This is a genomic window from Glutamicibacter sp. ZJUTW, assembly GCF_008370855.1.
GTDB lineage: Bacteria > Actinomycetota > Actinomycetes > Actinomycetales > Micrococcaceae > Glutamicibacter > Glutamicibacter nicotianae.
In genome coordinates, this window is record NZ_CP043624.1 from 344,298 (window position 1) to 369,580 (window position 25,283).

Below are 25,283 nucleotides of genomic sequence, written 5' to 3' on the forward strand. Positions count from 1 at the left end.
CTGGGCTAAGCGGCGTGCTTGGCGATGAAGTCGAGAGCAGCCTCGGCTAGCCATGCGCCGTCCTGGGCGACAGTGCGGCCGGAACGGGCGACCTTGAAGGAATGGTTGCCACCTTCGAACCACGAAAGTTCGCTGTGCGAGTTCAGCTTGCTGACCACGTTCTCCATCTTTTCGGGGTTGGCAAACGGATCACGGGTGCCTTCGAGGAAGAGCATCGGCACTTCAAGCGGGTAAAGGTGCTCATCGCGCAGCTTCTCTTCCTTCTTCGGCGCATGCAACGGGTAACCCAGGAAGATCAAGCCTGCCGATGGCATGCCCTCGGCAACTGCAAGCGAGGCGATGCGTCCGCCGAAGGACTTTCCTGCAGTGAAGATGGGCAGGCCCTCAGCAAGGTCTTCTTCCACCCAACGGCGGACTTGGTGCCAAACTGCAACCGCAACGGGAGCCTTGTCGGGAAACTTCTTTCCGGCATCCATGTAGGGGAAGTTGAAACGCAGGACGCTGGCACCGAGATTCGCAACGGCTAGCGCAAAGCCAGCCATGAAGTCGTGATCCTTGCCGGCACCGGAACCGTGAGCGAGCACCACAACAGCTTTCGCATTCTGTGCGCGGTCCCAGAGGGCACTGAGCTCGATCTCGTCAAAGGGGATGGAAAATTCCTGCGTCATGGTTTCCAGCCTATCGGCTCGATAGGTGGCGGATGATTGTCCGGAAACCAGACGTACTAATTAATGGCCGTCGAGATCGTCTCTGTATGAGTATCAGCACCGTTTCTGGCGATGACGGTCAGGTTCTCGACCTTCTCGCCTTGAGCGGCCTTTTGGTTGATTCTGATACTCATATTTGAACCTACGAACACTGAAGCGGGAATGTCGTATTCACCATCGATCCATGGACCGTCTTCAAGGGTGACGACGAGTTCACCGAAAGCAGGAGACTCTACCTTCTCAACGTAGCCATGCGGATCGGTTGGCAAGCAATTGCGATACACCTCGAGCTCGGTGATTTCGCTGTGGCAGAAGGATTCGTACGTATCATTCATGGAGTCGAGCCACTGCACAAACTTTTCCTCGGCCCATGCTTTTCGATCCTTGGGATCAGCCCCGGTTCGTGCACGCGTGTAAGTTCCGGAATGCTTGCCATTCTCTGTCGCGAAAGTGACGGACTCGAGCTCTGGCGAAGCCTCGCCGACGCTCTCGAACATGATGAGTCCCATTGTGCGCAACTCATCCTCATTGGTTTCGTAGCTTTGCGGCATTTGAGTGCCAAATTCCATGCTGTTGTCCAAGAAGATATTGATGACGCCGGGGGATGGAGACGCCCAAGAAGCCATTAGATTGTAGGGATACAAAAACCCTTTTGTGGACTTGATACCGGAGTTTTCTTTCCACATCTCAATCTTGGAATCTGCCCAGGCTTGTCCTGAATTAACGTTGGCGTCGGCTTCAGTGACGGTAGCAGGACTGGTTTCAGCAGATTCAGCAGTTTCACGAAATGCTGCCGTGGGTTTCGCGGCTGGACTGGATTCAGCGACCGCAGATACCGTCGAATCAGCGGGCGCTGCTTGCTCAGGAACGGCGCTGCACCCTGCTGCAAGCAAAGCCAACGATGATAGGGCAATAACCGACCTGGCGCGCATGAATAACTCCTCGCAAGTGATGAATGGTCAGTCTATACAGGCCAGGCAACGAGGAGCGATCTGTTAAGAGAATTTGGCGAAGGTCCGGATGACGCCGGGACGGAAGTCCGACCCCTCGGTGAGTCCCATGGATTCGTAGAAAGCCCGTTGCCCGGGTTCGTCATCGGTGATGAGGACCAGCTGGCGAACATGCTCATACTTCGCTTGAACGGCGGAGAACAAGGCGCGGCCTACGCCGGAGCGATGCGCAGACGGGCGCACCAAGATGTCCTGGACATAGCAGATGGTGGCGTTATCTGAGACCACACGCACAAGACCGACGAGCTGGTGTTCGTCATCGTAGGCATAGATCGCGCAGGCTGAATTCTTCAGGCCTTCGAAAAGCACCTCTGGCTGGTCTGTGTAAGCGCTCCAGCCGACCGAGTTGTAGAGCGAGAGCACTTCTTCTCCGGAAGGCACCTTGGTGGTAGAGAGTTCCATCGGGTCCTTTTACTCCTGAGGGGAAACCGGAACGATTTCGGCCTTGCTAAGCAACGGATGCTTGACCAGTTCTGCTTCCAAGGTATGGATAATGGCCTGGGCGGAGTTGCCGTTATAGACGAATACCGGGCCATCGTGACGGTAGTAGACATCCTCGTGCCAACCGATGCTGCCGTCGCCCAAAGCATGCTGCAGCGCCCTGACGGTTGGCTCCAGATGCGCATCCGATTCGTCTGCGAGCCTGGTTCTCAGCAAAACGTACTCGCTGTCGCCTACGTCGGTGCGCTGGTCATCGATGACTAACCAGGATCCCCGCCCCAGCCCGCTCTCGGTGAGCGAAGAGAGCAGCTTGGCAAACACCTTCTTCGGATCGGAGGTGGTCACTTCGAGTTCAATGTCGCTGGAGATCGGTTCTTCGGCAGCGTCCAGCGTGGACTTGGCGTTGGTGATGGACCCGGAAGAATTGCATGCGGGCAGCAGCGTATCGATCAGGCCCGCCTCATGGTCTTTGCGCAGCCGTTCGGTCATTGGCTGGGCAAAATGGATGTGCACCCGGTGCGTTGAGGCTTCTGATGTTTTCCTGGCGAACAGCGACATGGCGTCAATCCTCGTGCGGGTCTGAAACGCAAAAGACGATGCCGTAGGGATCACGCAGTATGGTCCAGCCGAAAGAGGGATCGTCGGTGTGGTCCTCAACGCGGGTTGCGCCGGCGGCAACGAAACGGGCGACTTCCTGTTCACGGCTCGAGCCGGCTTCCAAATCCAGATGGACGCGATTCTTGCCTGCGGTTACCTCATCGACTTTCTGGAACCCCAGTCGCGCGCTGAAGCCAGGGACGCTGATCATCGTGAATCCCGGGTACTGGCCCAGATATTGCCCGCCCAAGACCGCCCTCCACCAGGCAGACGCTGACCGTTCATCAAGGGCATCGAGGGTGATCATTCCAATATTCGCCATGCTGACAAAGGTACCGCCAGTCTCTCCGCTTAGCTAGAGGCCGCCTGCAATCCGCGGGTCGACGAGGCCAAATGCGGAAAAGCAAAAGGCGCTGGTTTGGCTGGGATTCCAGTCCCAGCCAAACCAGCGCCTCAACTGGCGACGCCGACTCAGCTATCGAAGTAGCTTGGCGCATGCTCGCTGTGGGCAGGTGGCGTCGGCAGGTCGACTTTCTTCTGCACCTTCAGCTTGTCCGCGACATAGTCCACCGACACGGTATCGCCAGCGGCAAGCGCATCGCTGATCAGCAGGTCCGCAATGGCATCTTGCACCTTGCGCTGCACCAGTCGGCGCAGCGGGCGGGCGCCGAACTCGGGATCGTAGCCTTCGCCAGCCAGCCACTGCACGGCAGCGTCGCTCACCTCCAGCTTCAGCTCCTGGTCTGCCAGCCGCGCCTCGGTCTCGGCGATGACCAGCTTGACGATCTGGCCGATTTCCGATGGCGAGAGCTTGGAGAACAGCAGCACCTCGTCCAGGCGGTTCAGGAACTCCGGACGCATGAACTCGCGCACCTTGCCCATGACCTTGGCGCGGATCTCGCCGGCTTCGCTGGCCGCATTCGCGGAAGTGAAGCCGAAGCTCCCGGCCTTGTTGGCCAGGTACTCGCCGCCGAGGTTGCTGGTCATGAGGATCAGCGTGTTGGAGAAATCGACGGTGCGGCCGGCCGAATCGGTCAACCGGCCGTCATCGAGCACCTGCAGCAGCACATTGAACACGTCCGGGTGGGCCTTCTCGATTTCATCGAGCAGGACGACCGAGTACGGGTTGCGGCGGATCTTCTCGGTGAGCTGGCCGGGCTCGTCGTGGCCGACGTAGCCCGGAGGCGCACCGATCAGGCGTGCCACGGTGTGCTTCTCCCCGTATTCGCTCATGTCGATGCGCACCAGCGAATCAGCCGAGCCGAATAGGTTTGCGGCCAGGGCCTTGGCCAGCTCGGTCTTGCCGACACCGGTTGGACCCAGGAACAGGAACGAGCCGATCGGGCGGCCAGCCGGGGACATTCCGGTGCGGTTGCGGCGAACGGCGCGAGCCACCGCGGCGACGGCATCGTGCTGGCCGATGACCGAGGCATGCAGCGAATCTTCCAGTGATGCCAGCCGCGCCTTGTCGTCGCCCGAGATGCGCGAGGTCGGAATGCCGGTGAAGCGGGAGATCACTTGCGAAATCTGCATTTCGTCCACCACGCGGGTCACTTCGGCATCGCCGGATTCCTCGGCGGCCTTGATCCGCGCGGTCATTTCCGCGATGTGGTCGCGCCATGCGCCAGCTTCCTCGAACCGCTCCTCGCCGATGGCGCGCGACTTCTCGCGTTCGGCATCCACCAATTCGGCGCGCAAGGACTGCACGTCTTCGGCATCTCCCGCGGCGATGGAGCGGCGGGCGCCGGCGATGTCGATCAGGTCGATGGCCTTGTCCGGAAGCTGCCGGTCGCTCAGGTAGCGGGCAGAGAGCGTGACCGCGGCCTTGAGCGCTTCGGGGGTGTACTGCACCTGGTGGTGCTCCTCGTAGGATTCGCGCAGCCCTTCCAAGATGGCCAACGCGGTTTCCTCCGATGGCTCGGCGACAGTGACCTTGCCGAAGCGCCGTGCCAGCGCGCTGTCCTTCTCCACCTTGCGGAATTCATCCAGCGTGGTGGCGCCGATCATGTGCAGCTCGCCGCGCGCCAGGCGCGGCTTGAGGATATTCGCGGCATCCATGTTTCCGGACTCGCCGGAACCAGCACCGACCAGCAGGTGCATCTCATCGATGAACAGCAGCACCTGGCCTTCGGCGGCGGCTACCTCGTCGAGCAGGCCGGTCAGCCGCTGTTCGAAATCGCCGCGGTAGCGGGTGCCGGCGAGCATGCCCGGAAGGTCCACCGAGATCAGGGCCGCATTGCGCAGCTGCGCTGGAACCTCGTCGTCGATGATGGCGCGGGCCAGGCCCTCGGCAATGGCGGTCTTGCCCACGCCGGCCTCGCCGATCAGCACTGGGTTGTTCTTGGTGCGGCGGGCCAGGATCTCGATTACCTGGTCCAGTTCCTCTTTGCGGCCGATCACCGGATCGATCTGGCCGTCGGCTGCGAGCAAGGTCAGATCGGTTCCGTAGCGTTCCAGCATGGACACGTCGGACTCGGCATCGTTCTGGTTCTGGGCATCATTGCTGCCCCGCTGGGCCTGCTCCATGGCAGCTTGCTGCAGCGACTGTCCGGTGACGCCATGCTGGGCCAAGAGCTGGCTGACCGGTGATTCCGGATTGAAGACGAAGGCCAGGAAAAGGTGATCCGGGTCGATGTAGGTCGAGCCGTAGTTGCGGGCAACCTGATAGGCGTCAAAGAGGCTGCGCTGGGCTGCCGACGAGAGGCGGGACGGCTTCTCGTCCCGCTCCTGTGCCTTGGGCATGCGTGCGATGGCGTCGGCACTCAAAGCCTCGATGTCGATTCCCATGGCGGTAAGGTGCTCGCCAATTGGTTCGGTGCGCAGCAGAGCCATCAGCAGATGCAGCGAATCGATCTCGTCATGGCCGTGCTCTTGGGAAATCGCCGCCGCGGTGGCTACCGCTTCGTGGGTACGGGCAGAAAGCAGACGCGTGATGTCGATGGGGCGCGCAGCTTGAGCTCGCGACGACAGGAACCGAGAGAGGAATTCCTCAAACGAGCCATCTGATGGTGCGCCGAAGAATGCTGGCAAGTGAGCCTCCTAATAGAAACTTGAGCGGTCTATGCTCATGTTCAACGCATACGGCGCGCAAATATTCCCGGACCAAGCGGGAGAGGTGCCAAAGAGGTTGAGTTCACACAAATGGCAGGCAGCCAGCGGCTAGTCCTTCGGGATTTCGATGAGTCCCATGCGGGCGGCGGCAACCAACGCCTGGACCCTGTCGCGAACATCCAGCTTAACGAAAATCTTGGCCATGTGGGTTTTAACCGTTGTCTCGGAAATAGCCAGAGTTCTTGAAATCTCGGTGTTGTTTAGCCCCCGGGCCAGCAGCTTTAGAATTTCGAATTCCCGATTGGTGATTCCCAGATCATAGGCAAGATCTTGAATGTCTTGGGAATTGTCGCGGTAAGCCTCGCGAACGGCAGAAACGAGATCGGAAGAAACCGACGGGGAAATGGCTGCCGTTCCTTGATGAACGGCATGAACCGCGCGGATAATTTCATCCGGCTCAGAATCCTTGACCAAGTATCCACTGGCCCCAGCGCTCAGAACAGGAACCAGATATTCATCGGAGGAAAAGGCGGTAATAGCAAGCACTGATGGGCTGTCTTCGACGGATTTGATGGCTTTAGTCGCACTAACTCCATCCATAATTGGCATCTGCAAATCCATGAGCACAACGTCTACTTGATGGTCCTTGCAGTAATCGACGGCGGCCTGCCCATTTTCAACAGAATTAACCGTTACAATTCCGCTATCTGTTGCTAGGATTGTGCCCAAAGCATGCCGAATTAGAGGTTCATCATCGACGATTAGGACCTTTATTTGTTCCATCTGATTCCTTTGATTCGATGCCGAGGGCCTCAAGATGGCCTGTTCACCTGAAAGTATATAAGTTGACCTGATGTGGAGTTTGTTATGAAGGGTTTGAAAATGCTGGCCGTAGCAGCATTAGTACTGGCACCATTGACTGCCGTGGCAGCTCCAGCATCTGCCGCGACCTCGCCAAACGTCAGCAGCGGCAGCGTTGCGACTCCTGCTGGTTTTGGTTCCGCCTTTTCCGAGTGGTTCTGCAACCGCTACGGCATCGGTTGCCCATAACGCATTGCATTTGACTTGATCATCTGAGCCGGGAATTATTCGGCATATGAATGGACGACTCAAAGACACCCTGACCAAGCTCTTCGCTGGTCGGGGTGTCATTGTTTGGACGGGAATTGCGGTTCTGATCGCGGTTTCCAGTAGCGAGTTTGTGACTCTGCTGGAAGACGGATTTAGCGGTTCGTCAGATGTATCGGTTCGAGGCGCCTTGCTCGGTCTGGGGCTTTGCGTAATTCTTGCACTTGGTCTTCGATGGGTTGCGGTCTCTGTCGGGTTGTTTGTGGCCGTTGCCTATTTCTTCCTCACCGACAGCGGCATGTTTTTCTGGACCTTCGTTTCCTTCATGATTTTCTCGGCCCTGGCTGCGACGGCCAAATCACTGAGTGTTAGGGCTTTGTATCTGACTTTGTCCGCGGCCTGGATGGTGCAGTTCGGTATCCAAGCAGGGAATGATGCGGTGTTGCTCGTTGGGCTCGCCCCGTTGACGGCGATGGCGTTTTTCCTGACCCGAAGCATCTACATGCTGCGCGAGAAGAACGCTGTTGCGCTTCGGCAAATGCAAACTGTCGAAGAGCAGACTCGTCTTGCTGTCGACCGGGAGAGAAAGAACATCGCCCGGGACCTGCACGATATTGTCGCCCATGACATAACGGTTGTGGCCATGCAGTCGAAGGCCGCGAAATTCGCCAACGATGGGCAGAAGGCTCTTGAAGCGCTCGATATCATCGCCAAGCTGAGTACGGAAACCTTGCATGACTTGCGCCTGATGCTCAATGTCCTGAGGGCCGACGGAACCATGGCTGATCCTTTGTCCCGCAGCAATGACAAGCCGGCCGCTACAACTGTGTATGCGCTTCAGGGCGCCGAACTTTTTGTCCAGAGGCTAAAGGATGCAAATTTCAAGGTGAGCTCCACCACGGATGAGAAAATTTCCGAATTGCCCCGTTCTGCCCAGACTGCGATTTACCGCGTCATGCAAGAAGGTACAACGAATGTGATAAAGCACGGGGCTTTAGGCGCGAAGTGCACTTTCAGCCTAACGGTCGTCGGAGCTGAAGCTGTCCTGGAAATTACTAATCAGATAGAGAATTCTGGCAAGAAAGCGAGTGGCCTTCCGGAGGGCGGGACGGGGCTGATCGGCATGGGCGACAGAATGCGGGCATTCGGTGGAAAGTTTGCAACCGATTCCAAAAATGGTGTTTGGAGACTGCGCGCAAGTATCCCGTTCTGACTCCTGCCCTCCTACTAAAGTATGATTTCGGAATTTTGCAGGACGCGATAAGTTAGACATGTATCGGTGAAGACCGATCACCGAGAAGGTACTCGGTGGTGTTTTGCGAGTGGCATCACTGAGGATCCAAGGGTGATTAAAAGGTACGTTGCATTGCGTAAACGGACTGATCTTTCATCGGCGCTGTGCCCCCATCGCACGCCGCTGTCTGTCAGTAATGCAACGTACCTTTTATAACTTAACTCCAGCCCACAGTTCTGTGCGCTGACTCACATCTTAGCTTGGAATTGGCTTGAAGGACGTGGCGTTGTGCCTAGGGAGAGAACTTCCCGTCTTGAAAGCGAGTCCGCATGAGCGTCCAGGCAGAAACCAACCTTTACGAATCGATGGCTATCGGCCAGGCAGCCGCAGATCAGCTGTTCTTCGAAGCCCGCAGCGCCAATTCGTTCAGCGATGAACCGGTGACCGACGACGTGCTGGACGCAATCTATGAGGCCATGAAAATGGGGCCGACGATGATGAACAACCAACCGTTGCGCATCACCTGGATCAAGAGTCCTGAAGCGCGTCAGGCAGTAGCGAGCACCATGCCCGGAAGCAATGCCGCGAAGGCGCTTTCGGCACCTGCCTTGGCTGTTCTATCGTTCGATACCGAGTGGCACGAGGAATTCGCGAATTTCTTCCCCCACGCTCCGGAACGCAAGGAGATGTTCCAGGACGCTGGAGTCCGCACCGCAGTGGGCAGCAATAATGCGTGGCTGCAGGCTGGCTACTTCATCATGGCTGTCCGCGCAGTTGGTCTGGCGGCAGGCCCGATGGGTGGCTTTGACAGCGATGCGGTAGATGCCGCGATTAACGCAGACAACAACCACAAGTCCTTCCTGGTCGTCAATGTTGGCAAGCCGGGCGAGAACCCATGGTTTGATCGCCTGCCACGGCATGACGCCGAGTTGGCGACGCGCAGCATCTGATCGATGATTCAACGACGAAGGTGCGGGAACTTGATCGTTCCCGCACCTTCGTCGTTTTTGGAGCCCTAAGCCTGAGGATCTGCTGCTTCTTCGGCGCCCTTCAAGACGTGATCCGAAACCTTGGCCAGAGCGCGTTCCAGCGAAGAACGCAAGACAAAGGGAACCGTGATCTCGTCGTTGATCTCGACAAGGCCTTCGCGTTCGAAAACCCGCAGCAGCGACTCGACCTGGGGGACCACCTCTTCGAGGCTGGCAATCAGGTGATGCTGCTCGGCGGGCAGGTCTTCTTCGGTTGGAACCTGCAACGCAAACTCGGCACGCGGCGGGGTTGATGATGCGGCATTGCTCAATACGCCGGCTACCATCTCGGCGATCTGCGCCTTGCCCGGCTCCTCCAAGGTGTTGATCAGGATATGCGAATAGAGAACCTCGGCAATCAGCTCCTTGACCAGGCGTGCGCCTTGCCCGCTGGAGGCCAGCAGTGCATCGCTGAGCGACTCCGTGGGGGTCGCGTTCGGTGCCTCGTAGCGCAGCATGGCCGTGCCGATCAAGGCATCCCAATATGCCGACAGGCGTGGAACGTCGGCCAGCGACGAAACAACCGTGCCGTCTTCCGGCTCCCACTGGGAATCCTCTGGAATGCCGGCTGACTCATCTACCTTGACGAATAAGCCAAGTGCGCCGGCTGCATCCTGCAGCGTCTCCCCGGTGAGCACTCCAGCAGGGGTCGTTGGCTTGCCTTCGCCAACCCAGTCGATCAATTCGCGAGCCGCGAAAACGAAAGGCATCGCTTCGAGGTTGCCGTTGGCCTCGTCATCTTCGAGGTAAGGGGCCACAATTGGCGAATCCCCGGCCATGCGGGAGAGGAACTCGAAGGTCTGCTTGAACTCATCCACGCTTCCGCCGAAATTAGCGGTCGTGCCCAGGAAAGTCAGGTAATGCTTGAGGATCGCAGCGCTGGCTTCCGAAACTTCCTTGCCCAGCGAGGTCAGGTGGCCGAGCTGCTCGCCCAGAATCGTCGGATCCAGGGTTTTGACGTCAACGCTCTTGCGCAGCTGGGCATGAACGGTCAGCAGGGTGGTCAGGCCTTCCAGCGCTGCACGGGTCTCGCTGGCTGATTGGCCCTCTTCATGGAAGTGGCGGAAGAGCGAGGACTTGAATGGCTGAAGAGCTTGGCGCACTTCCGACTCGAAAGGCACGTTGCTGGCGCCGGTACGGCGGGCTGGGTGGCCCTGGGCAGGCTTCTTCTTGGCTGGTTTACGTGAGGCCATAAGTGTGGTGCGGTTCCTTAGAAATGGCTGATCGGCAGGGTAGGCAAATCGCTTGCCTCCAGTCTACGCAGGACGCGATTCGGCAAAAGTTCCCGATGCGCCATGGTGACGCAGTCAATGGGGAAAGTTGTCATGCACGGCCAAGTCTTTGTTGGAAATTCGGGGTAAGCCATAATTTCCCGCAAAAAGAGCGAACTTGGCGCCACTGTGGTGGCGCTCACCGTCGAATCGTCAGCACGCGTTGATTTTCCCTGGGGATCGCGCGACAGTGAACACATGCGGGCTCGTGTGGAGAGCCCGCCGAAATGCTAGGAGAGTGGATCATGGCTGGAGGAAACGTGCCAGATCATGTAGTTGTTGTGGGCGCCGGCTTTGTTGGACTGTCGACCGCGTGGTATCTGCAGGAAGCGGGCATTAAAGTCACCGTTGTGGACCGTGGCGGCGTCGCATCCGGATCCTCTTGGGGCAATGCCGGCTGGCTGACCCCGGCCCTGACCCTGCCTATCGCCGAGCCGTCGATTTTCAAGAACGGCCTGAAGATGATGCTTGACCCTGCATCGCCGCTCTACATTCCGCTGAAAGCCGACGCCAAACTGCTGCGCTTCCTCATCGGCTTCGCATGGCACTCGACCCCGAAGAAGTGGGAAGAAGCCATGCGGGTCTTCTCGGAAATCGGCGCAACCGGTCTGGATGCCTTTGACGAAATCGCGCAGTCGACCACAGCAGGACCTGGCGTGCAGGAGCTGACCAAGCCCGCCGAACCATTCTTGACCGGTTTCACTTCGCTCAGCGACCGTGATGCGCTGCTGCACGAATTCGAAATGATCGAGAAGACTGGCGGCAATGTCGAGTACGAATTGCTCACCGGCGATGAGCTGCGCGGCATTGAACCGACCCTGTCCAATAAGGTCGCTGCCGGTGTGGCCATCAAGAACCAGCGCTACATCAACCCGCCGAAGTTCATGGATTCGCTGGCCGAGTCCGTGATTGCCCGCGGAGGCGACATCATTGGCGCGTTCAATGTCACTGATGTGCGCGACAACGGCGGTTCGGTCACCGTCATCGGTTCCGAAGGCCGTGCAATCACCGCGGATCACGTGGTGCTGGCAACCGGCGCGTGGATGACCGACATGGCCAGCAAGTTCGGCGTGAACGTCGTGGTCCAGGCGGGCCGCGGCTACTCGTTCACCGTTGAGCCAGAGGACATGCCAACGCATCCGATCTACTTCCCGACCCAGCGCGTTGCCTGCACCCCGCTGGGCGATCGCTTCCGCATCGCCGGAACCATGGAGTTCCGCGACGCCAACCACAAGCTGGAGCCGAAGCGCATCGAGGCCATCGTTGCCGCGGCGACCCCGGTCTACAAGGGCATCAACTGGGAGAACCGCAAGGAGGAATGGGTGGGCGGACGCCCATGCACCGCCGACGGCCTGCCGTTGATCGGGCAGACCGCATCTTCGCGGGTTTCGGTCGGTGGCGGCCACGGCATGTGGGGCGTTGCCCTCGGCCCGCTGACTGGCAAGATCCTGGCCGCCCAGATTGCCGGCCAGCAGGTTCCCGGCATTGCCCGGCACTTCAACCCATTGCGCAAGGGTTTCTAGGCGTTTCGGTCCACACCCGGAACGAAATAAGGGAACCGGCTTGCGGTGCATCGTTCAGATGCGCCGCAAGCCGGTTTGCTTTTATTGCTGTCCTTATTGCCCTTTACGGATGTCGGACTGACGTCCCGGCAAGGATCGCGCGGTAGCCCTCTGCATATCCCGGATACTGCAGTTCAAGCCCGCTGGCGAGCAGCCTGGCATTATCGAGCCTGCGGTCGGCGGCCCTTCGAGCTGGGGCCTGTCCCGCCTTTTCCGGCTCCGGAAGACCAAGTTCCTTGGCCAGGAACTGGTAGACCTCGCCCAACTGGGCGGGGGCACTGTCGCTGGCCAGATAGAGCCCGGCAGCATGCTCGCCCAGCCCCGCGACGTGGACAATCGCCGCTGCCAGATCATCGCGGTGGATGCGGTTGGTCCAGTGGGACTGCGTTGGCAGTTGAGCGGTGCCCGCGCGGACTTGGTCAATCAAGCGCGTGCGGCCCGGACCGTAGATCCCGGAGGCCCGCAGGATGGTGACCGGCAGGCCACTTCCGGCGAGCGCCTCCTCGGTTTGCGCAAGGACCTTCGCGGTGGGGGTGGCTGGTGACAGCGGCGCCGATTCGTCGACGAGCTCTCCGTTGCCGCCGCCCATGACCGCGGTGGAGGAGACATAGATTAGCCGGCGAAGAGCGGGGCATTGCGTTTCCAGCCGGGAAACCAGTTCCTGGGCGACCTGCAGATAGCTGCGCGTGTAGCCCTCGGCATCGCGGGTTGCCGGTACAGGGGTGAGTACGGCGATCTCGGTGCCGGGATCAATGCTTGGCCACTGGGACGCATCGAGCAGATCCACGCTGTGTCCGTCGAATCCGGCGGGCAGCTTGCTGCTGTTGCGCCGCCAAGCGGTGATGCGATGGCCCGCCTGCTCGAAGCGCAGTCCGGCCTCTGTGGCGACATCTCCGCAACTGACAAGTAAAATTTTCACGAGACTCCTTGGGTGAGAGATGTCCTTGGAGGCGGATCCTCCTACCCATAGGATAGAACCTCCAGATCCATGCGGCATGTGCGAAGGGGCGGGGTGCAGGTGCGGTCGTCAGTGCGTTGCGTCCTGTTCTGCGTGATTGCGCTGCTATCCATGCTTGGTGAGGGGATGGCGCTCTTTGCCTTGACCCTTGAATCCGCGGACCAGCTGGGGTCATGGGGCGTGACAGCATTATTTTTGATTGGCCTGGTTCCGCCGATCCTTGCCGCTCCGGCCATCGGGCGGTGGGTTGACGGCGCTGCCCTGTTCCGGGTGTGGATCCTGAACCTCTGCGTGCATATCGGGATTTTTGCGGTGATGGCTATTTTCTCCAATATTCTCCTGAGCCTTGCCTTGATGTCGGTGGCCAGTGTTTGCGCGGTGATCAACGGTGCGGTGGTCTTCAAGATCATTCCGCGCATCCGCGGTGGCTTCAGCCTTGCCCGTGCCAGCAGCTTCCTTGTCGTGGCTACCTCCCTGGCGGGGATTATTGCGCCGGCAATCGCTTCGATCGCCTTCGCGAGGGCAGGGATCGGTGCGGTGCTGTGGTGTGCGACGGCGGGATTCCTGGGATTGGCAATGGCGGCCGTGGTCCTGTCGCGCTCGATGGCAGCCAGAGGGCATGAGGTTCAGACAGGTTCTGAGCCCGCTCCCAATGCCAGGATTACTGGTGGCGGTGCCGCGCCTGTACGCCATCCGCGACTGCGGATCCTGCTGCTGCCAGTAGCGGCGATCGTCCTGTCTACCGCAGCAGAAGGGGTTGCGGGGGTGTTCTACCTGCGCGAGATCACCGATAGCGACACGGGATATGCGGTGTTGCTCGGTGCCTGGTCCGTCGGCGCGGTGCTCGGTTCCCTGTTGGGAGGCAATCGGCGCTTCGGTGCCCGAAGCTCCCTGCCGATTTTGCTCGGTGGCGGGCTGGTGGGTACATCGATCCTCATCGAAGGTCTCTGGGCCAACGCGGTCGGCTTGGCGATGGTATTCCTGGCCGGCGGCCTGGGCAACGGGCTGCACAACACCGGTGTGCGCACTGCCATCTACGAGCATGTGCCGGAAAGCCGCCATGGCGCTGCCTGGGCCCAGCTGCGAATGCTCATCAACATCATGGTTGCCCTGGGCTACCTGATCGGCACCCCGGGACTGCTCGTGGGCGCCGCCCGCACGATCATCGTAGTCTCCGGTGCCGTGACGCTGCTGGCGATCATCCTGTCCGCGGTGCTCCTGGGCCGCACGGCGCGGGGCGGCGTTCGCCGCCAGCGCGCCGTGGCCGAGTCCGTGGGGTAGGCGCTCGCCGGAAGCATGACGCTGGTTAACGCGCTACAATTCAAGTATTCGAATATTTGTACTAGAAGGTGGTGGGGTGTGGCTGAAGAGCAGGAGCTGATGCCTCCGGGAGCATCCCAAGGGCCGGTGCAAGCGGTTTCGGCGATGGGTTTCCCCTCGCCAGCGCGCGATTACTTCGACGGCGGACTGGACCTGAACCGGTTGCTGGTCCGCGACCGTGTATCCACCTTCATCATGCGCGTCTCGGGCCATGCCATGCAGTCAGCGGGGATCTTCGATGGCGATGAGGTGATTGTGGACCGGTCCCTTTCCGTGCGCCACGGATCGGTGGTCATCGTCAACCTGAATGGCCAGATGCTGGTGCGCCGCTGGCAGATCGACGGCCAGCAGGTCGGGTTGCTCAGCGATGAATCGCCCCTGCCGGTCATCCTGGCCGAAGGCGATGAAGTCAGCGTCTTCGGCGTCATCACCAGGTGCTTGCATCATGTCCGCTGATCACGTCTCCCTGGTGGACGTCAATAATTTCTACGTCTCCTGCGAGCGGGCCTTCGACTACTCGCTGCGCAATCGCCCGGTAGTGGTGCTGTCGAACAACGACGGCTGCGTGGTGGCGCGCTCGCAGGAAGCCAAGGACCTGGGCATTCCCACCGGCGAGCCGTTCTTCAAGGTCCAGCGCTACATGGACTCGCACAACCTTGCGGTGCGGTCGAGCAACTATGAGCTGTACGGCGACATGTCCGCCCGGGTCATGGAACTGCTCGGGCGCTTCGGGACCTGGCATGAGGTGTATTCCATCGATGAATCGTTCGTCGGGCTGGAAGGCAACCTGGAGCAGGTGCGCAGCACCGCCGCCCAGATCCGTGCCGCCATCGACAAGACGATTGGCGTTCCGGTCTGCGTCGGTGTTTCATCCACCAAAACCCTGGCGAAGCTGGCCAACCACATCGCCAAGCACAATCCGGGGCTCGGAGGCGTCTGCGTCCAGCAGCTCATGGATCCCGAGGTCCTGGGCAGCATCATGAACCGGGTCCCGGTGACCGATGTCTGGGGCGTAGGACGCAAAACCGGTGCCAAGCTTGCGGCCATGGGCATTGAAACCATCGCTGACCTCCAAGCGGCCGACCCATTGGCGATCCGCAAGAAATTTTCGGTTGTCCTGCAGCGCACGGTATTCGAGCTCAATGGGCAACGCTGCATCGGTCCGGTGGAAGAACGCGCGGACCGCGGCCAAGTCATGTTCACACGCTCCTTCTCCACGCCGGTGCGCACCTATGAGGCGATGGAGGAAGTCATGTCCATCTATGCGCAGAAGGCCGCCAGCCGATTGGCGAGCGAAGGCCGCTACGCTTCACTGCTCACCGTCACCGCAGGCACCAGCCGCTTCGCGCGCGGAGAGGCGTCATTCCCCAGTGCCCAGGTGAGACTGCCACGGCCGACCCGGGATCCGATCCTGCTCAGCAAGCTGGCCATCGCCGCGATGCGGGATCTGATGCAACCGGGAATGGACTACGTCCGCGGGGGAGTGATCCTCTCCGGGCTCAGCGACACCCCCGGCGAGCAGCAGCTGGATCTCTTTGGCCAGAACGTTGACCCAGCTGCGCAGGAACAGGAAAATGTCTCCTCGGTTGTCCAGGACATTTCGCTTCGATTCGGCGCCAAGTCCATCGGCCTGGGGCATGCCGGATTGGCCAGGAGCCCCGAATGGTCGATGAAACGGGAGCATATCTCGCAGCGCTACACCACCGACTGGGACGAGCTGCTGGTGGTGCGCGCCTGAGGCCGGCCAACGGCAAAAAATGGCGGCTCTACGGGAACTTCGCAGTTTCCGGTGGGAGGATGAATTCATGATGACCCGTGCCATGCAGATCATGTCAACCGGAATCCTGATGACAGCGATGCTCGCCAGCTGCAGTGCGCCGAATGCCGGAGAACCAGCTCCAAGCACGCCCGCCCCCAGCGCCAGCAGCCCGAGCGGCACGCGTGCGCCCGCGCAGCCGGACTCCCCAAGCCCGTCGAGCACTGCCGGCGTTGAGGAGAGTTCAACCCCTAGCCAGAGCAAGGAACGTTCGCTGCGCCAGCAAGCCGAAGAATTGGTTGACGAGCTGAGCGCCAGCGAACAGGCAGCGAGCCTGGTGATGGCGGGTGTTCCGGCAACCGGCGCATCCGCCGCGGAAATTTCAGCGATGAAGAAGCAGGGGATTTCCAATGTCTTCCTGCGCGGGCGTTCCCAGCTGGCGGTCAAGCAGACTGCTGCCCAGGTCCAAAAAATTACCCAGGACCTGGACTCCAATATTCCCGGGCAGCTGCCGGTCTGGGTTGCCACCGATCAGGAGGGAGGCTTTGTCCGGGTGCTCCAGGGAGCAGGCTTTGCCGAACTGCCCACGGCGTTGAAGCAGGGCCAGTGGTCCACCTCGAAGCTGGAACGCGAAGTGGGAACCGCCGGAAAGCAGCTGGCTGAAGCCGGCATCAACGTGAATCTGGCTCCGGTGGCTGACGTTGTTCCATCCAGCATCGGCACCAGCAACGCACCCATCGGCTACTTCGGCCGCGAGTACGCCCATGACGCCGCCGGTGTTTCCAAAGCCGTCGCAATGGTCAATGAAGCGCTGCACGCCCAAGGGGTGCAACCGGTGGTCAAGCACTTCCCAGGACTGGGCAGGGTTGCCGAGAATACTGATACCAATACCGGGGTGACAGATACGAAGATCGGTGCGGACTCCAGCGATCTGCAGCCATTCGAGCAGGCTATCGAGCAGGGCAAGTCCTGGGTCATGGTGTCCAATGCCCGCTATGCCCGTCTCGATGCGAAGAATGATGCTCCGTTCTCCTCGAAGATCATCACCGGGTTGCTGCGTGAGCAGATGGGGTACGAGGGAATCGTGATTTCCGATGATCTCTGCGAAGCCAAGCAGGTCGGCCACGTGCCGGTGGGCGAGCGTGCCGTGAAATTCATTGCCGCTGGCGGAACGGTTCCGTTATGCGTGAATTCGGCTCCGGCCATCACCATGGCGAAGGCGCTGGCTGCCGAAGCGAAATCCGACAGCAAATTCGCGGGCAAGGTCAGGGAAGCGGCGGTGCTAGTCCTGGAAGAGAAGCTGCGCAGCCAATAGGCCATAGGACGGAATCTTAAAAGTGATAGGCCCGGAGCTCTTCCTTACTCGCTAGGAAGTGCCCCGGGCCTGGTTTTGGGAGACGTAAGGCCTACTTCTTGCCCTTCGTCTTTCCGTCAGTCACGTCCAGAACCTGGGCGCGGTCGCCGCTGCCGTTGTGCAGGTGCAGCAGCAGCGCCTTCGATGCCTTGGAGCTGTCGGCGACAGTTACCGGGATGCTGGTTCCGGATAGATCGGTGAACAGGGTGCCTTCCGCACCGAAATCAACCTGTGGCGTCGCCACGTTGAAATCGATCCAGTCGGTCTGGTCAACCGGGATCATTGCACCGTTCTCATCGGTGTTGTACCAGGAGTAGCCCAGAACACGGTAGGAGATCTCTGCCGAATCCTCATCGAGTCCCAGTGCCGCCAGGGAGATCGGGAAGATCGCCGCGTTGGTGTCGAAGGTGTTGGTATCGACATCGCCCAGCACGCCGTTCACCGGCTGCAGGTCAACCTGCTCGCCGGTGGCGAGATTGAAGGTCGCCGCCAGGTCCAGGTCCACTTCATCAAATGCCGCATTGAAGGTCACGAAGTCGGCTTTGCCGTCGCCATTGGTATCGATCTCGACATCCAGCTCGGTGCCGCCGGCCAGGTGGGCCCAGTTTTCCCAGGTGGAGATGCCGATATTCAGCAGTCCGTCAGCGATGCCGGTGCGGCCCGCGGTGCTCGAAGCGCCAACGTGCTGCAGGTCCATCGAGCGGGCAGCTGGGATGCTGTCCAGCGAGTCATCGCCGCGTTCGCTCGAAGCGCCGAGCTCGAAAGCGCCGAGCAGCGAGGTGACCGAGGTAGCGCCCTCGCCTGCGGTGATGTCCTTGCCCTTCAGGCTCAGGCTGGTGGTATCCGCGCCCTTCTTCAGCTTCTTGAGCTTGCCTTCCATGTCAGCAGCCAGCTTTGGTGCTGCCTGGACTGGAATACGCAGGGTTGGGGCATCGTTCGCAGTCAGCTCGACACGGCCGGTTGCATCGGCGACCCAGGCACGGGCCAATCCGGACTGGCTGGTAGCCATGGTCGGATCGATGGTCTTGGCCCACTGCTTCGGGTCGACCTTCAGGGTGACATTCAGCTTGGCGCTGCCGCCGGCCGGCACGGTGACGCTATTGCGATCCAGGGTGAAGGTTGCACCCGGGATCTCGGTAGCTGCCACGTAGTTGGCATCGTAGGTCTGCGCCTTGCCGCTGGTGTTCTCGATGGTGATTTCCCGCTTCGCGGTGAACGGCTTCTTGCCGTCCAGTTCCATGACGCCGAATACCACGCTGGTCAGGTCCGCTGCTTCGGAATCGTAGGCGAAGGCAGGAGTCTGCAGTGCCGCATCGGCCATGACGCGACCGGAACCAACACGGTTAGGACCGTAGGCTTCGCCGTCGGCGTCCTTGATGTCGGTGGCCGCGGTGTTCATGATGATGCTCTTGGCTTCGTACGGGGTGTAGTCGGTGCCTTCCAGCACCAGTGCGGCGATGCCAGCGACCAGCGGGGTCGCCATCGAGGTACCGGTCATCACGGCAGTGCCGGTACCGGTGCCGACGCCAACCGAGCCGATCTGGGTGCCTGGGGCAGCCACATCCGGCTTGACCACGCCGTTGGAACCATGGACGCCGCGGGAGGAGGAGGAATTCAGCGTGTCGCCAACGCCGGACTCGCTGGAGGAACCGCCAACGAATTCAGGGGACAGGGTCACCTTCAGCGTGCCCGCTTCAGCTGCTGGGCGCAGCCGATTCGACTCGTCCAAGGTGAACTGCGCACCCGGGATGGTCGCGTTGCCGGCGATGCCCGCATCGAACAGGTTGCTTTCTGCATCCAAGAGGACGCCGGTGGCACCGGCGGCTTCAGCGTTGTTGAAGCGGACGCCGGAACCGCAAGGGAACTCGCCGCCTTCGCTCCACTGCAGCCAAACCCACTTGCCTTCCAGCGAACCCTCTTCGAACGCCTCGCAACCGAATGCGTTATCGGCCGGAGCCATCACAGCTTCTCCGGACAGGGCAGCCGGATCAGCATTGGTGTAGTTGAAGTTTGCCGAGTACTGGCCCGAGGCCGAGCCGGCAACATCTTCTGGAGCGTCAATCTGGATCTTGTCCAGGGTGACGTGCGAGCCGACGGAGTTGGCGACGGTCAGCGAGGAACGGGAGTTGCCCGGGGAGCCGCCCACGTCGGTGACATCGCCGGCGTTGCCGGAAGCGACAACCGAGAGGATGCCGGCTGCGCTCAGGGCGTCGACAATGTCGTTTTCAGGGTCATTGGCCGGGGAATGATCCGACCCGAGGGACATGTTGACCACGTCGGCACGGTCGGAGAAGTCGCCGTCGCCATTCGGGTCGAGGACGTAGTCCAGCGCCTGGCCGACGACGGCGGAGGAGCCGCCGCAACCGAAGACGCGGATGCCGATGAGCTGTGCGTCAGGGGCCGAGCCAGGGCCGACCTTCATCTCTGCCAGTGCGTCGGCGTCCAGCGAGGAGTAGTCCCCGGTGAAGGTCGAGCCATCGGCGTTGACGCCGTAGCCTGCGGTGGTGCCGGCAACGTGGGAGCCGTGCCCGGCGGCCTGGCAGTCAAGCGGGTTCGGGTCGGGATGGGGGATTGGCTGGTAGGTGGGGTCGTCGGAGTTGGCGTTGTAGTCGTCGCCGACCAGGTCCCAGCCGCCAATGAACTTGTCGGGGTCGATCAGGCCGGAGTCTGCGCTGGGCAGCTCTTCAGAGCCCTGGGCTTCCTTGTAGGCCTCCAGGGTGCCCGGGCCGCCGAAGCTGGCGTGGGTGTAGTCCACGCCGGTGTCCAGCACGGCCACCTTGACGCCTTCGCCGGTCTTGTCCAGGGCCTTCCAGGATTCCAGGGCTCCGGTGTCAACTACCGAGCTGCGGTTTGACGGCTTCTTGGGAACGATGGAGCTGATCTTGGCAACGTCGCTGCGCTCGGCCAGCTTGCGCAGGTCTGCGGCATCGCCGGTCAGGGCGACACCCTGCAGTGCGTTATGCGTGGTGTAGATGACCTTCGAGTTGGACTCGGCGGCCAGCTTCTTGCCCTTGGCCTTGACCTCCTTGTCCATCTTCTTGACCTTGGCGGCATCCTTCTTCTTGCCGGACTTCTTCACCGTCTCGAAGGCGCCATCGCCTTGGAGCTGAACGTAAACCGACACCTCGCCAGTAGCTTTGGCAAGCGGTCCGGAGACTTTCAAATTGGAGAGCGCTGATGAATTGGTGATTGGCAGGGAAGCGGCGTTTTCGCCGTCGCCTGGTTGGGGGATTCCTGCTGCGCTTGCCGGTCCTGAGAGGGTAACGGCCAATGCAAGTGCAGTGGCTGATCCCAAAATCAGGCGCGGCACTCTCTGCGTGCGGCGAGTGACCATGATTCTCCTAGCTGGGCTGGATAGCGGTACTGCTCCCGTCATGGGCGGGCGACATTAAAGCAGTGCGAGCCTTGATGATCGTCCGGGGTAAACGTCCGCTAGTGCGTATACCCCTAGCTGGAATCTTAGGTGACCCAGCTCATATATCAAGGGGTTATTGAATAGTGACCTTTGGCCGGATATCGAGCTGGCTTGGGAATTTCATAATTAAATCCGCGAACCACTGCGACAAACCCGCCCAGCGAGGCCTGATGAGCGCGCTAATCCTTGAGAAAATTTTAGACGCTTTGTTACTCATCAGTTCACTACTTGCTGGGCGGGTTGCGCCGGGATCGGCTTGGCTCCTCCTGCCTTCTAGAGGCGGTTCAGGAAGCTATGCACGCGTTCGTCGAGCAGCTGGATTCGCTCGGCAACGACGACCATCGGATCCGGATAGATCGGATTCTTCGGAGGCGGAATCCGCACGTTGCGGGAGCACTCGAAGTTCAGGCAGATCAAGGTCCCCAAGGTGTTGCCGTCGCGCCCGGCCTGGCCAGCGCGCTTGGTCGTCCACATGCCTACCGCGCAGGGGATATTCACATCGCGGCACATCTCGCACATAGTGGCGTTATTCGGCTTGCGGCCACCGTCGGTGGGACGCAGCAGGATGCCACGGGTCCGACCCGTTCCATCGGTGTGGAGCAGGTAGCCGCGCTGCATCATTTTCGGGTCGCGCCATCCCAGGTAATCCAGCGAATCCCAATCGAGGGAGTCGAAGTTTTCGGGCAGGGTCAATTTCTTCGCTTCTTGGCGGCTGGCGTTGATGAAGGAAGAGCGGATGGTTTTTTCGGTCAATGGCTGCATGAGAAATCCTCAAATGGTCCGCGGGCACTTTACCGGCGCGCGGAGTCTCTAATCGTCAAAGGTTTTGAGGTCTGCGAGGCATCGAGAATTCGGGGGGCGCTAGAACAACGCCCAAGGCAGGTGCCCTAAGCGGAAAATACGTTGACAACCCCGTTCGATGCGCAGACGAACGGGCAGAGCGTCAAAGTGGCTTGCATAGCCGACCGCCCCTTCCTGTGGTTCTCCACGCATTGATTCCGAGCACTTCCGAAATAACGATAGCAAGTGCGGTTGGCTTAGGCCAATGACTGCGATCACGCTTAAAGCAATTTGCTGGCCACCGCCGTGAACGGCGGTGGCCAGCAACAAGTCCAGCGGCTGGGGCCTAGCGGCGGCCGCCCTGCCACAGTGCGTCAAACGGGGTCTTGCCGGACACGCGGTTGCGGATGCCTTCGGTGACAAACGCCTTGGCGGTGCGGGCAGCCTCCAGAGGGGTCGCGCCCTTGGCCAGCTCTGCAGTGACGGCGGCGGCCAGCGAGCAGCCCGCGCCGGAGACGGCGACTTCGCCAATCTTCTTCTCGCGCAATACCTCAAGGGTGCTGCCGTCGTAGAACACGTCCACGGCGTCTTCGCCGGCGATGCGGACCCCGCCCTTGGCCAGGACCGCTGCACCGGAGACCTCGTGGATCTTCTTGGCGGCTTCGACCAGGTCATCTTCGGTGGTGATCTTGATTCCCGAGAGCTGCTCGGCCTCGAAGTGGTTCGGGGTGACAAACGTAGCCAGCGGCAACAGGGTGGACTTGAGCGCTTCGTCGGTGTCCAGCGCGTGGCCTGGTTCCTGGCCCTTGCAGATCAGCACCGGATCCAGCAGCACGTTCTCCCAGTCCTGGGACTTCAGCGCAGTGGCGACGGTGTTGATCGTTGCTGGAGAGCCCATCATACCCAGCTTGACCGTGCCGAGCTTGCCCTCGTAGCACGCCTGGATGGCTTCGAGCTGATCGGCAATGACCTGCTGGTCAACTGGAACGAACCGGTGGTTCCAGGAATCCTTCGGGTCGAAGGAGACGATGCAGGTCAAGGCCACGATGCCGTAGGTTCCCAGTTCCTGGAAGGTCTTCAGGTCGGCCTGGGCGCCAGCGCCGCCAGTGGCTTCGGAACCGGCGATGGTCAGGGTCATTGCTGGAGAAGCGGTGTTTGTATTAGTCATAGTCTCAATTGCAGGTAGTGCGGGTAGGGAATGGGTTTAGTCGTGCTGCCAGAAGCTGAGCGTTGTTGCCTTGGACCAGCCTTCTGGAAGCTGCTGGGCATGTTCTGCGGTGGCCACCAGCAGCAGCCAAGGCAGTCCATGGCCGAACGCGGCGCCAGCGAAGTTTGCCAGCACTGCACGGCGGGCCGTATCGGGATCTGCAGGAGAGAAAAGGTCCGGGTCGGTGAGCAAGCCGTAGTTCTCGCCGTAGCGCATGCGTCCTCGGGCTACCGGGCGGTCGAAGTCGGTCACCTCGACGACGTCGTAGTTGTCCATGGGAGCTTCGAAAAGCCCGGATGTGTCGGCGAGCTTGACTACCTGCTCGACATCGTCAGGCTTGCCGGCCAGCAGGTGCATGGTCGTGCTTTGCTGCCAGCCTGCCTTGGCGAGTTCTGCAGCGGTGCTGTCGTTGGGCGGGCCCAAGAGGATCAAGCGCTGCGCATCCTTTGGCACTGTCCAGGAAGCATCAGGCCAGTAGCGGAGGATTTCCACGTCCTCGCCGTCCTGGTTGACCGAGCGAATCTCATGCTGGTTCGGAAAAGAAGCAATGCGATCACGCAGCGTGGCGTAGTCGTGGGTCCAGCTTGGCAGTGCTCGTGCCATTGCGCTCATAGTGCTGCGCTCTCCTTTGGTTCGCTAGGGATCACCTATCGGCATCTTTGACTTTACGCCTTAACCCGCGGTGATACGGAACTCTGTGTCTGGGTGTTTGCCAGCTAGCGCGATGCGCAGCATTTCAGGAGGCCTTGGGCCTTCTTAGCTGGGCAGGTGGCGACTCGGCTGCCGCGGCGAGTTCTGCTGGTCCGGGATCCATCAGTGCGAGGACATCTTCAAAGAGCGAGCGCACCACGGGCAAACGGCAGAGCACGGCAAACTTGGCGGCAACCGGTGCCATATTCTTCATCAGCAGCCTGGAGCGGCGCTGCTGCGGCGACTGGTCGAAGGCCCATGCGGAGAAGATCTGGCGGGAGACGAGCAGCAGGAACTTCGGCAGATCCCGTCGGATGCCCATTGGCGGCAATGGGCGGGATCCGGCAACGACTTTCTCCCAGAGCTCCAACTCGATGCGCGAGATCTCGTCGTTGCCCATGTCGCGCGAGAGCATCAAGCGCAGGAATGCCGGCCCGAAATCGTGATACCGGGCCAACGCTTCGACGCCCGAATCGAGCACGGCGCGGATATTGGCTTCGAGCGTGTTGCCTTCATTGAGCATTCCCGAACATTGCTCATATTGCTCCCTGCGCAGGTTGAGCAGCAGTTGGGCAACGATGTCCTCTTTGGACTTGAAGTAGTAGTAGGCATGTGACAGGGAGACCCCTGCCTTCGCGGCAATGGCACGCATGCTCGAGGCCTTATACCCATCCTTGGCAAAGCACTCCAAAGCAGTAGCCAAGAGCTTGGCTTGGGTCTGCTGACCTTTTTCGGTGCGGGGTTGCGTTGTCATGGGGCCTTTGAACGGAAAGCGGGTGGATTCGATTCTAGCAATTATTTGAACGCGTTCAAAAAAGGAAAAATTTAACGCTCAAGTACGGGAGAGCGGTCACTGCTCCATTTGTTTCCTCGAATTCATAGTCCGAAGAATGGCTAGTGAGATATGAATTTCAGAAAATCCTGATTCTCGAAACATGGTTGGCCGGCAACAGGTGAGAACTTGGCCCCAGCTATGCGTGGGATACTTGTTGCGTAAGTGCTAATACAGCGGGACAGCGCGTAGGCATGCAACTCCACCCTGTTGATTCATGGGTCGGGCCGTGCCATGTGAGCGGTGTTCTGGCGAACCACTTTGACAAGGAAAATTTCATGGGCGATTCCACCGCCGGCAACAATTTGATTCGAACCAAGAACGCGGTATTCGCTTCTTCGGGTTCCCCTTACTTCTCCACGGTGCTCACGTTGATGGGTGCCGTCGTGATTCTTTCGAACATCGGCGCCTCCAAAGGCGTCAGCTTCGGACCGCTCATCACCGATGGCGGCTTCTTTCTCTTCCCTCTGGCCTATATCCTGGGCGACGTCATTTCGGAAGTGTATGGATTGAAGGCAGCCCGCCGTTCGATCCTCGTGACGTTCATCTTGGCATTCTTCGCGGTGTTCTGCTTCTGGATCATGATCCAGCTGCCGGCAGCCGAGTTCTACGACGGGCAGGAAGCTCTTGAACGCACGCTGGGCCCGATCTGGCAGATCGTCGTCGCCTCGGCCTGCGGCTTCCTGGTGGGCCAGTTCGCCAATTCATGGGTGCTGGTCAAACTCAAGGAACGTTCCGGCGAGCGTGGACTGATTCTCCGGCTTATCGGTTCCAGCGGTGTTGGAGAATTCCTGGATACCCTGATCTTCTGCGCCATTGCCGCGCCGGTGATCGGCATCGCCGATGTACCGAGCTTCATCAATTATGTGGTGGTGGGCTTCATCTACAAGACTGCAGTGGAAATCCTGTTCGTTCCGGTGACCTCAATGGTCATCAAATGGTTCAAGAAGCGCGAGCCCGGCTACAGCCAAGCGGCTGTCGAAAGCTGATCATCCTGTAGGC

22 protein-coding genes are annotated in these 25,283 nt (G+C 60.3%); 8 read left to right on the forward strand and 14 right to left on the reverse strand.

Annotation, left to right across the window (positions count from 1 at the left end; all coding sequences use genetic code 11):
- Nucleotides 1–5: 5 nt before the first annotated feature.
- The 7 genes from F0M17_RS01650 to F0M17_RS01680 all read right to left on the reverse strand — a co-directional run bounded on the left by F0M17_RS01650 (nucleotide 6) and on the right by F0M17_RS01680 (nucleotide 6,589).
- Nucleotides 6–668, reverse strand: a complete 663-nt coding sequence (locus tag F0M17_RS01650) for an alpha/beta family hydrolase (RefSeq protein WP_121866035.1) — start codon at nucleotides 666–668, stop codon at nucleotides 6–8.
- A gap of 56 nt (nucleotides 669–724) precedes the next feature.
- Nucleotides 725–1,639, reverse strand: a complete 915-nt coding sequence (locus F0M17_RS01655) for a hypothetical protein (protein ID WP_149596200.1) — start codon at nucleotides 1,637–1,639, stop codon at nucleotides 725–727.
- A gap of 63 nt (nucleotides 1,640–1,702) precedes the next feature.
- The gene (locus tag F0M17_RS01660) at nucleotides 1,703–2,119 is read right to left on the reverse strand and encodes a GNAT family N-acetyltransferase (RefSeq protein WP_128471300.1); all 417 of its coding nucleotides are present in this window, start codon (nucleotides 2,117–2,119) and stop codon (nucleotides 1,703–1,705) included.
- A 9-nt stretch (nucleotides 2,120–2,128) separates the two neighbouring features.
- Complete coding sequence (locus F0M17_RS01665; protein ID WP_149596201.1) at nucleotides 2,129–2,716, reverse strand: hypothetical protein; 588 nt, start codon at nucleotides 2,714–2,716, stop codon at nucleotides 2,129–2,131.
- Between the two features lie 4 nt (nucleotides 2,717–2,720).
- On the reverse strand, nucleotides 2,721–3,077 hold the full coding sequence (locus tag F0M17_RS01670; protein ID WP_038992519.1) for a VOC family protein: 357 nt from the start codon (nucleotides 3,075–3,077) through the stop codon (nucleotides 2,721–2,723).
- A 149-nt stretch (nucleotides 3,078–3,226) separates the two neighbouring features.
- Nucleotides 3,227–5,785 carry an ATP-dependent Clp protease ATP-binding subunit gene (locus F0M17_RS01675; protein WP_149596202.1) on the reverse strand — a complete coding sequence of 853 codons (2,559 nt, stop codon included), beginning with the start codon at nucleotides 5,783–5,785 and terminating at the stop codon, nucleotides 3,227–3,229.
- A 129-nt stretch (nucleotides 5,786–5,914) separates the two neighbouring features.
- Nucleotides 5,915–6,589 carry a response regulator transcription factor gene (locus tag F0M17_RS01680; protein WP_149596203.1) on the reverse strand — a complete coding sequence of 225 codons (675 nt, stop codon included), beginning with the start codon at nucleotides 6,587–6,589 and terminating at the stop codon, nucleotides 5,915–5,917.
- 313 nt (nucleotides 6,590–6,902) lie between these two features.
- On the opposite strand from F0M17_RS01680, the gene F0M17_RS01685 reads away from it, so the two are divergent.
- Both F0M17_RS01685 and F0M17_RS01690 read left to right on the forward strand, forming a co-directional pair.
- Nucleotides 6,903–8,087, forward strand: a complete 1,185-nt coding sequence (locus F0M17_RS01685) for a sensor histidine kinase (RefSeq protein ID WP_149596204.1) — start codon at nucleotides 6,903–6,905, stop codon at nucleotides 8,085–8,087.
- A gap of 350 nt (nucleotides 8,088–8,437) precedes the next feature.
- Entirely contained in the window at nucleotides 8,438–9,058 is a 621-nt protein-coding gene (locus tag F0M17_RS01690) for a malonic semialdehyde reductase (RefSeq protein WP_073707384.1), read from the forward strand.
- 65 nt (nucleotides 9,059–9,123) lie between these two features.
- Here F0M17_RS01690 and F0M17_RS01695 read toward each other — a convergent pair whose 3' ends face one another.
- Nucleotides 9,124–10,329: a hypothetical protein gene (locus tag F0M17_RS01695; protein ID WP_149596205.1), complete on the reverse strand. Its 1,206-nt coding sequence runs from the start codon at nucleotides 10,327–10,329 to the stop codon at nucleotides 9,124–9,126.
- A 323-nt stretch (nucleotides 10,330–10,652) separates the two neighbouring features.
- Between F0M17_RS01695 and F0M17_RS01700 the strand changes: the two genes are divergently transcribed.
- Entirely contained in the window at nucleotides 10,653–11,930 is a 1,278-nt protein-coding gene (locus F0M17_RS01700; RefSeq protein WP_038992510.1) for an FAD-binding oxidoreductase, read from the forward strand.
- Between the two features lie 103 nt (nucleotides 11,931–12,033).
- On the opposite strand, the gene F0M17_RS01705 is transcribed toward F0M17_RS01700, so the two are convergent.
- On the reverse strand, nucleotides 12,034–12,888 hold the full coding sequence (locus F0M17_RS01705) for an NAD-dependent epimerase/dehydratase family protein (protein WP_168201919.1): 855 nt from the start codon (nucleotides 12,886–12,888) through the stop codon (nucleotides 12,034–12,036).
- 111 nt (nucleotides 12,889–12,999) lie between these two features.
- Between F0M17_RS01705 and F0M17_RS01710 the strand changes: the two genes are divergently transcribed.
- From F0M17_RS01710 to F0M17_RS01725, 4 genes are all read left to right on the forward strand, one after another.
- Nucleotides 13,000–14,208, forward strand: a complete 1,209-nt coding sequence (locus F0M17_RS01710) for an MFS transporter (RefSeq protein WP_168201920.1) — start codon at nucleotides 13,000–13,002, stop codon at nucleotides 14,206–14,208.
- Between the two features lie 78 nt (nucleotides 14,209–14,286).
- Complete coding sequence (locus F0M17_RS01715) at nucleotides 14,287–14,703, forward strand: LexA family transcriptional regulator (RefSeq protein WP_149596208.1); 417 nt, start codon at nucleotides 14,287–14,289, stop codon at nucleotides 14,701–14,703.
- Nucleotides 14,693–15,985, forward strand: a complete 1,293-nt coding sequence (locus F0M17_RS01720) for a Y-family DNA polymerase (RefSeq protein ID WP_038992508.1) — start codon at nucleotides 14,693–14,695, stop codon at nucleotides 15,983–15,985. Before F0M17_RS01715 ends, F0M17_RS01720 begins: the two co-directional genes overlap by 11 nt.
- A gap of 67 nt (nucleotides 15,986–16,052) precedes the next feature.
- The gene (locus F0M17_RS01725; RefSeq protein WP_168201921.1) at nucleotides 16,053–17,318 is read left to right on the forward strand and encodes a glycoside hydrolase family 3 N-terminal domain-containing protein; all 1,266 of its coding nucleotides are present in this window, start codon (nucleotides 16,053–16,055) and stop codon (nucleotides 17,316–17,318) included.
- 91 nt (nucleotides 17,319–17,409) lie between these two features.
- On the opposite strand, the gene F0M17_RS01730 is transcribed toward F0M17_RS01725, so the two are convergent.
- From F0M17_RS01730 to F0M17_RS01750, 5 genes are all read right to left on the reverse strand, one after another.
- On the reverse strand, nucleotides 17,410–20,481 hold the full coding sequence (locus tag F0M17_RS01730; RefSeq protein WP_223308866.1) for a S8 family serine peptidase: 3,072 nt from the start codon (nucleotides 20,479–20,481) through the stop codon (nucleotides 17,410–17,412).
- Between the two features lie 564 nt (nucleotides 20,482–21,045).
- The gene (locus tag F0M17_RS01735) at nucleotides 21,046–21,534 is read right to left on the reverse strand and encodes an FBP domain-containing protein (protein WP_038992504.1); all 489 of its coding nucleotides are present in this window, start codon (nucleotides 21,532–21,534) and stop codon (nucleotides 21,046–21,048) included.
- A 364-nt stretch (nucleotides 21,535–21,898) separates the two neighbouring features.
- Nucleotides 21,899–22,720 carry a hydroxymethylpyrimidine/phosphomethylpyrimidine kinase gene (locus F0M17_RS01740; RefSeq protein WP_149596211.1) on the reverse strand — a complete coding sequence of 274 codons (822 nt, stop codon included), beginning with the start codon at nucleotides 22,718–22,720 and terminating at the stop codon, nucleotides 21,899–21,901.
- Nucleotides 22,721–22,756: 36 nt separating this feature from the next.
- Complete coding sequence (locus F0M17_RS01745; protein ID WP_149596212.1) at nucleotides 22,757–23,371, reverse strand: hypothetical protein; 615 nt, start codon at nucleotides 23,369–23,371, stop codon at nucleotides 22,757–22,759.
- 124 nt (nucleotides 23,372–23,495) lie between these two features.
- Entirely contained in the window at nucleotides 23,496–24,203 is a 708-nt protein-coding gene (locus tag F0M17_RS01750) for a TetR/AcrR family transcriptional regulator (RefSeq protein WP_149596213.1), read from the reverse strand.
- A gap of 356 nt (nucleotides 24,204–24,559) precedes the next feature.
- Here F0M17_RS01750 and F0M17_RS01755 point away from each other — a divergent pair, with 356 nt between their 5' ends.
- A complete protein-coding gene (locus F0M17_RS01755; protein ID WP_149596214.1) occupies nucleotides 24,560–25,270 on the forward strand; it encodes a queuosine precursor transporter in 711 nt (236 codons plus the stop codon).
- Nucleotides 25,271–25,283: the final 13 nt, after the last annotated feature.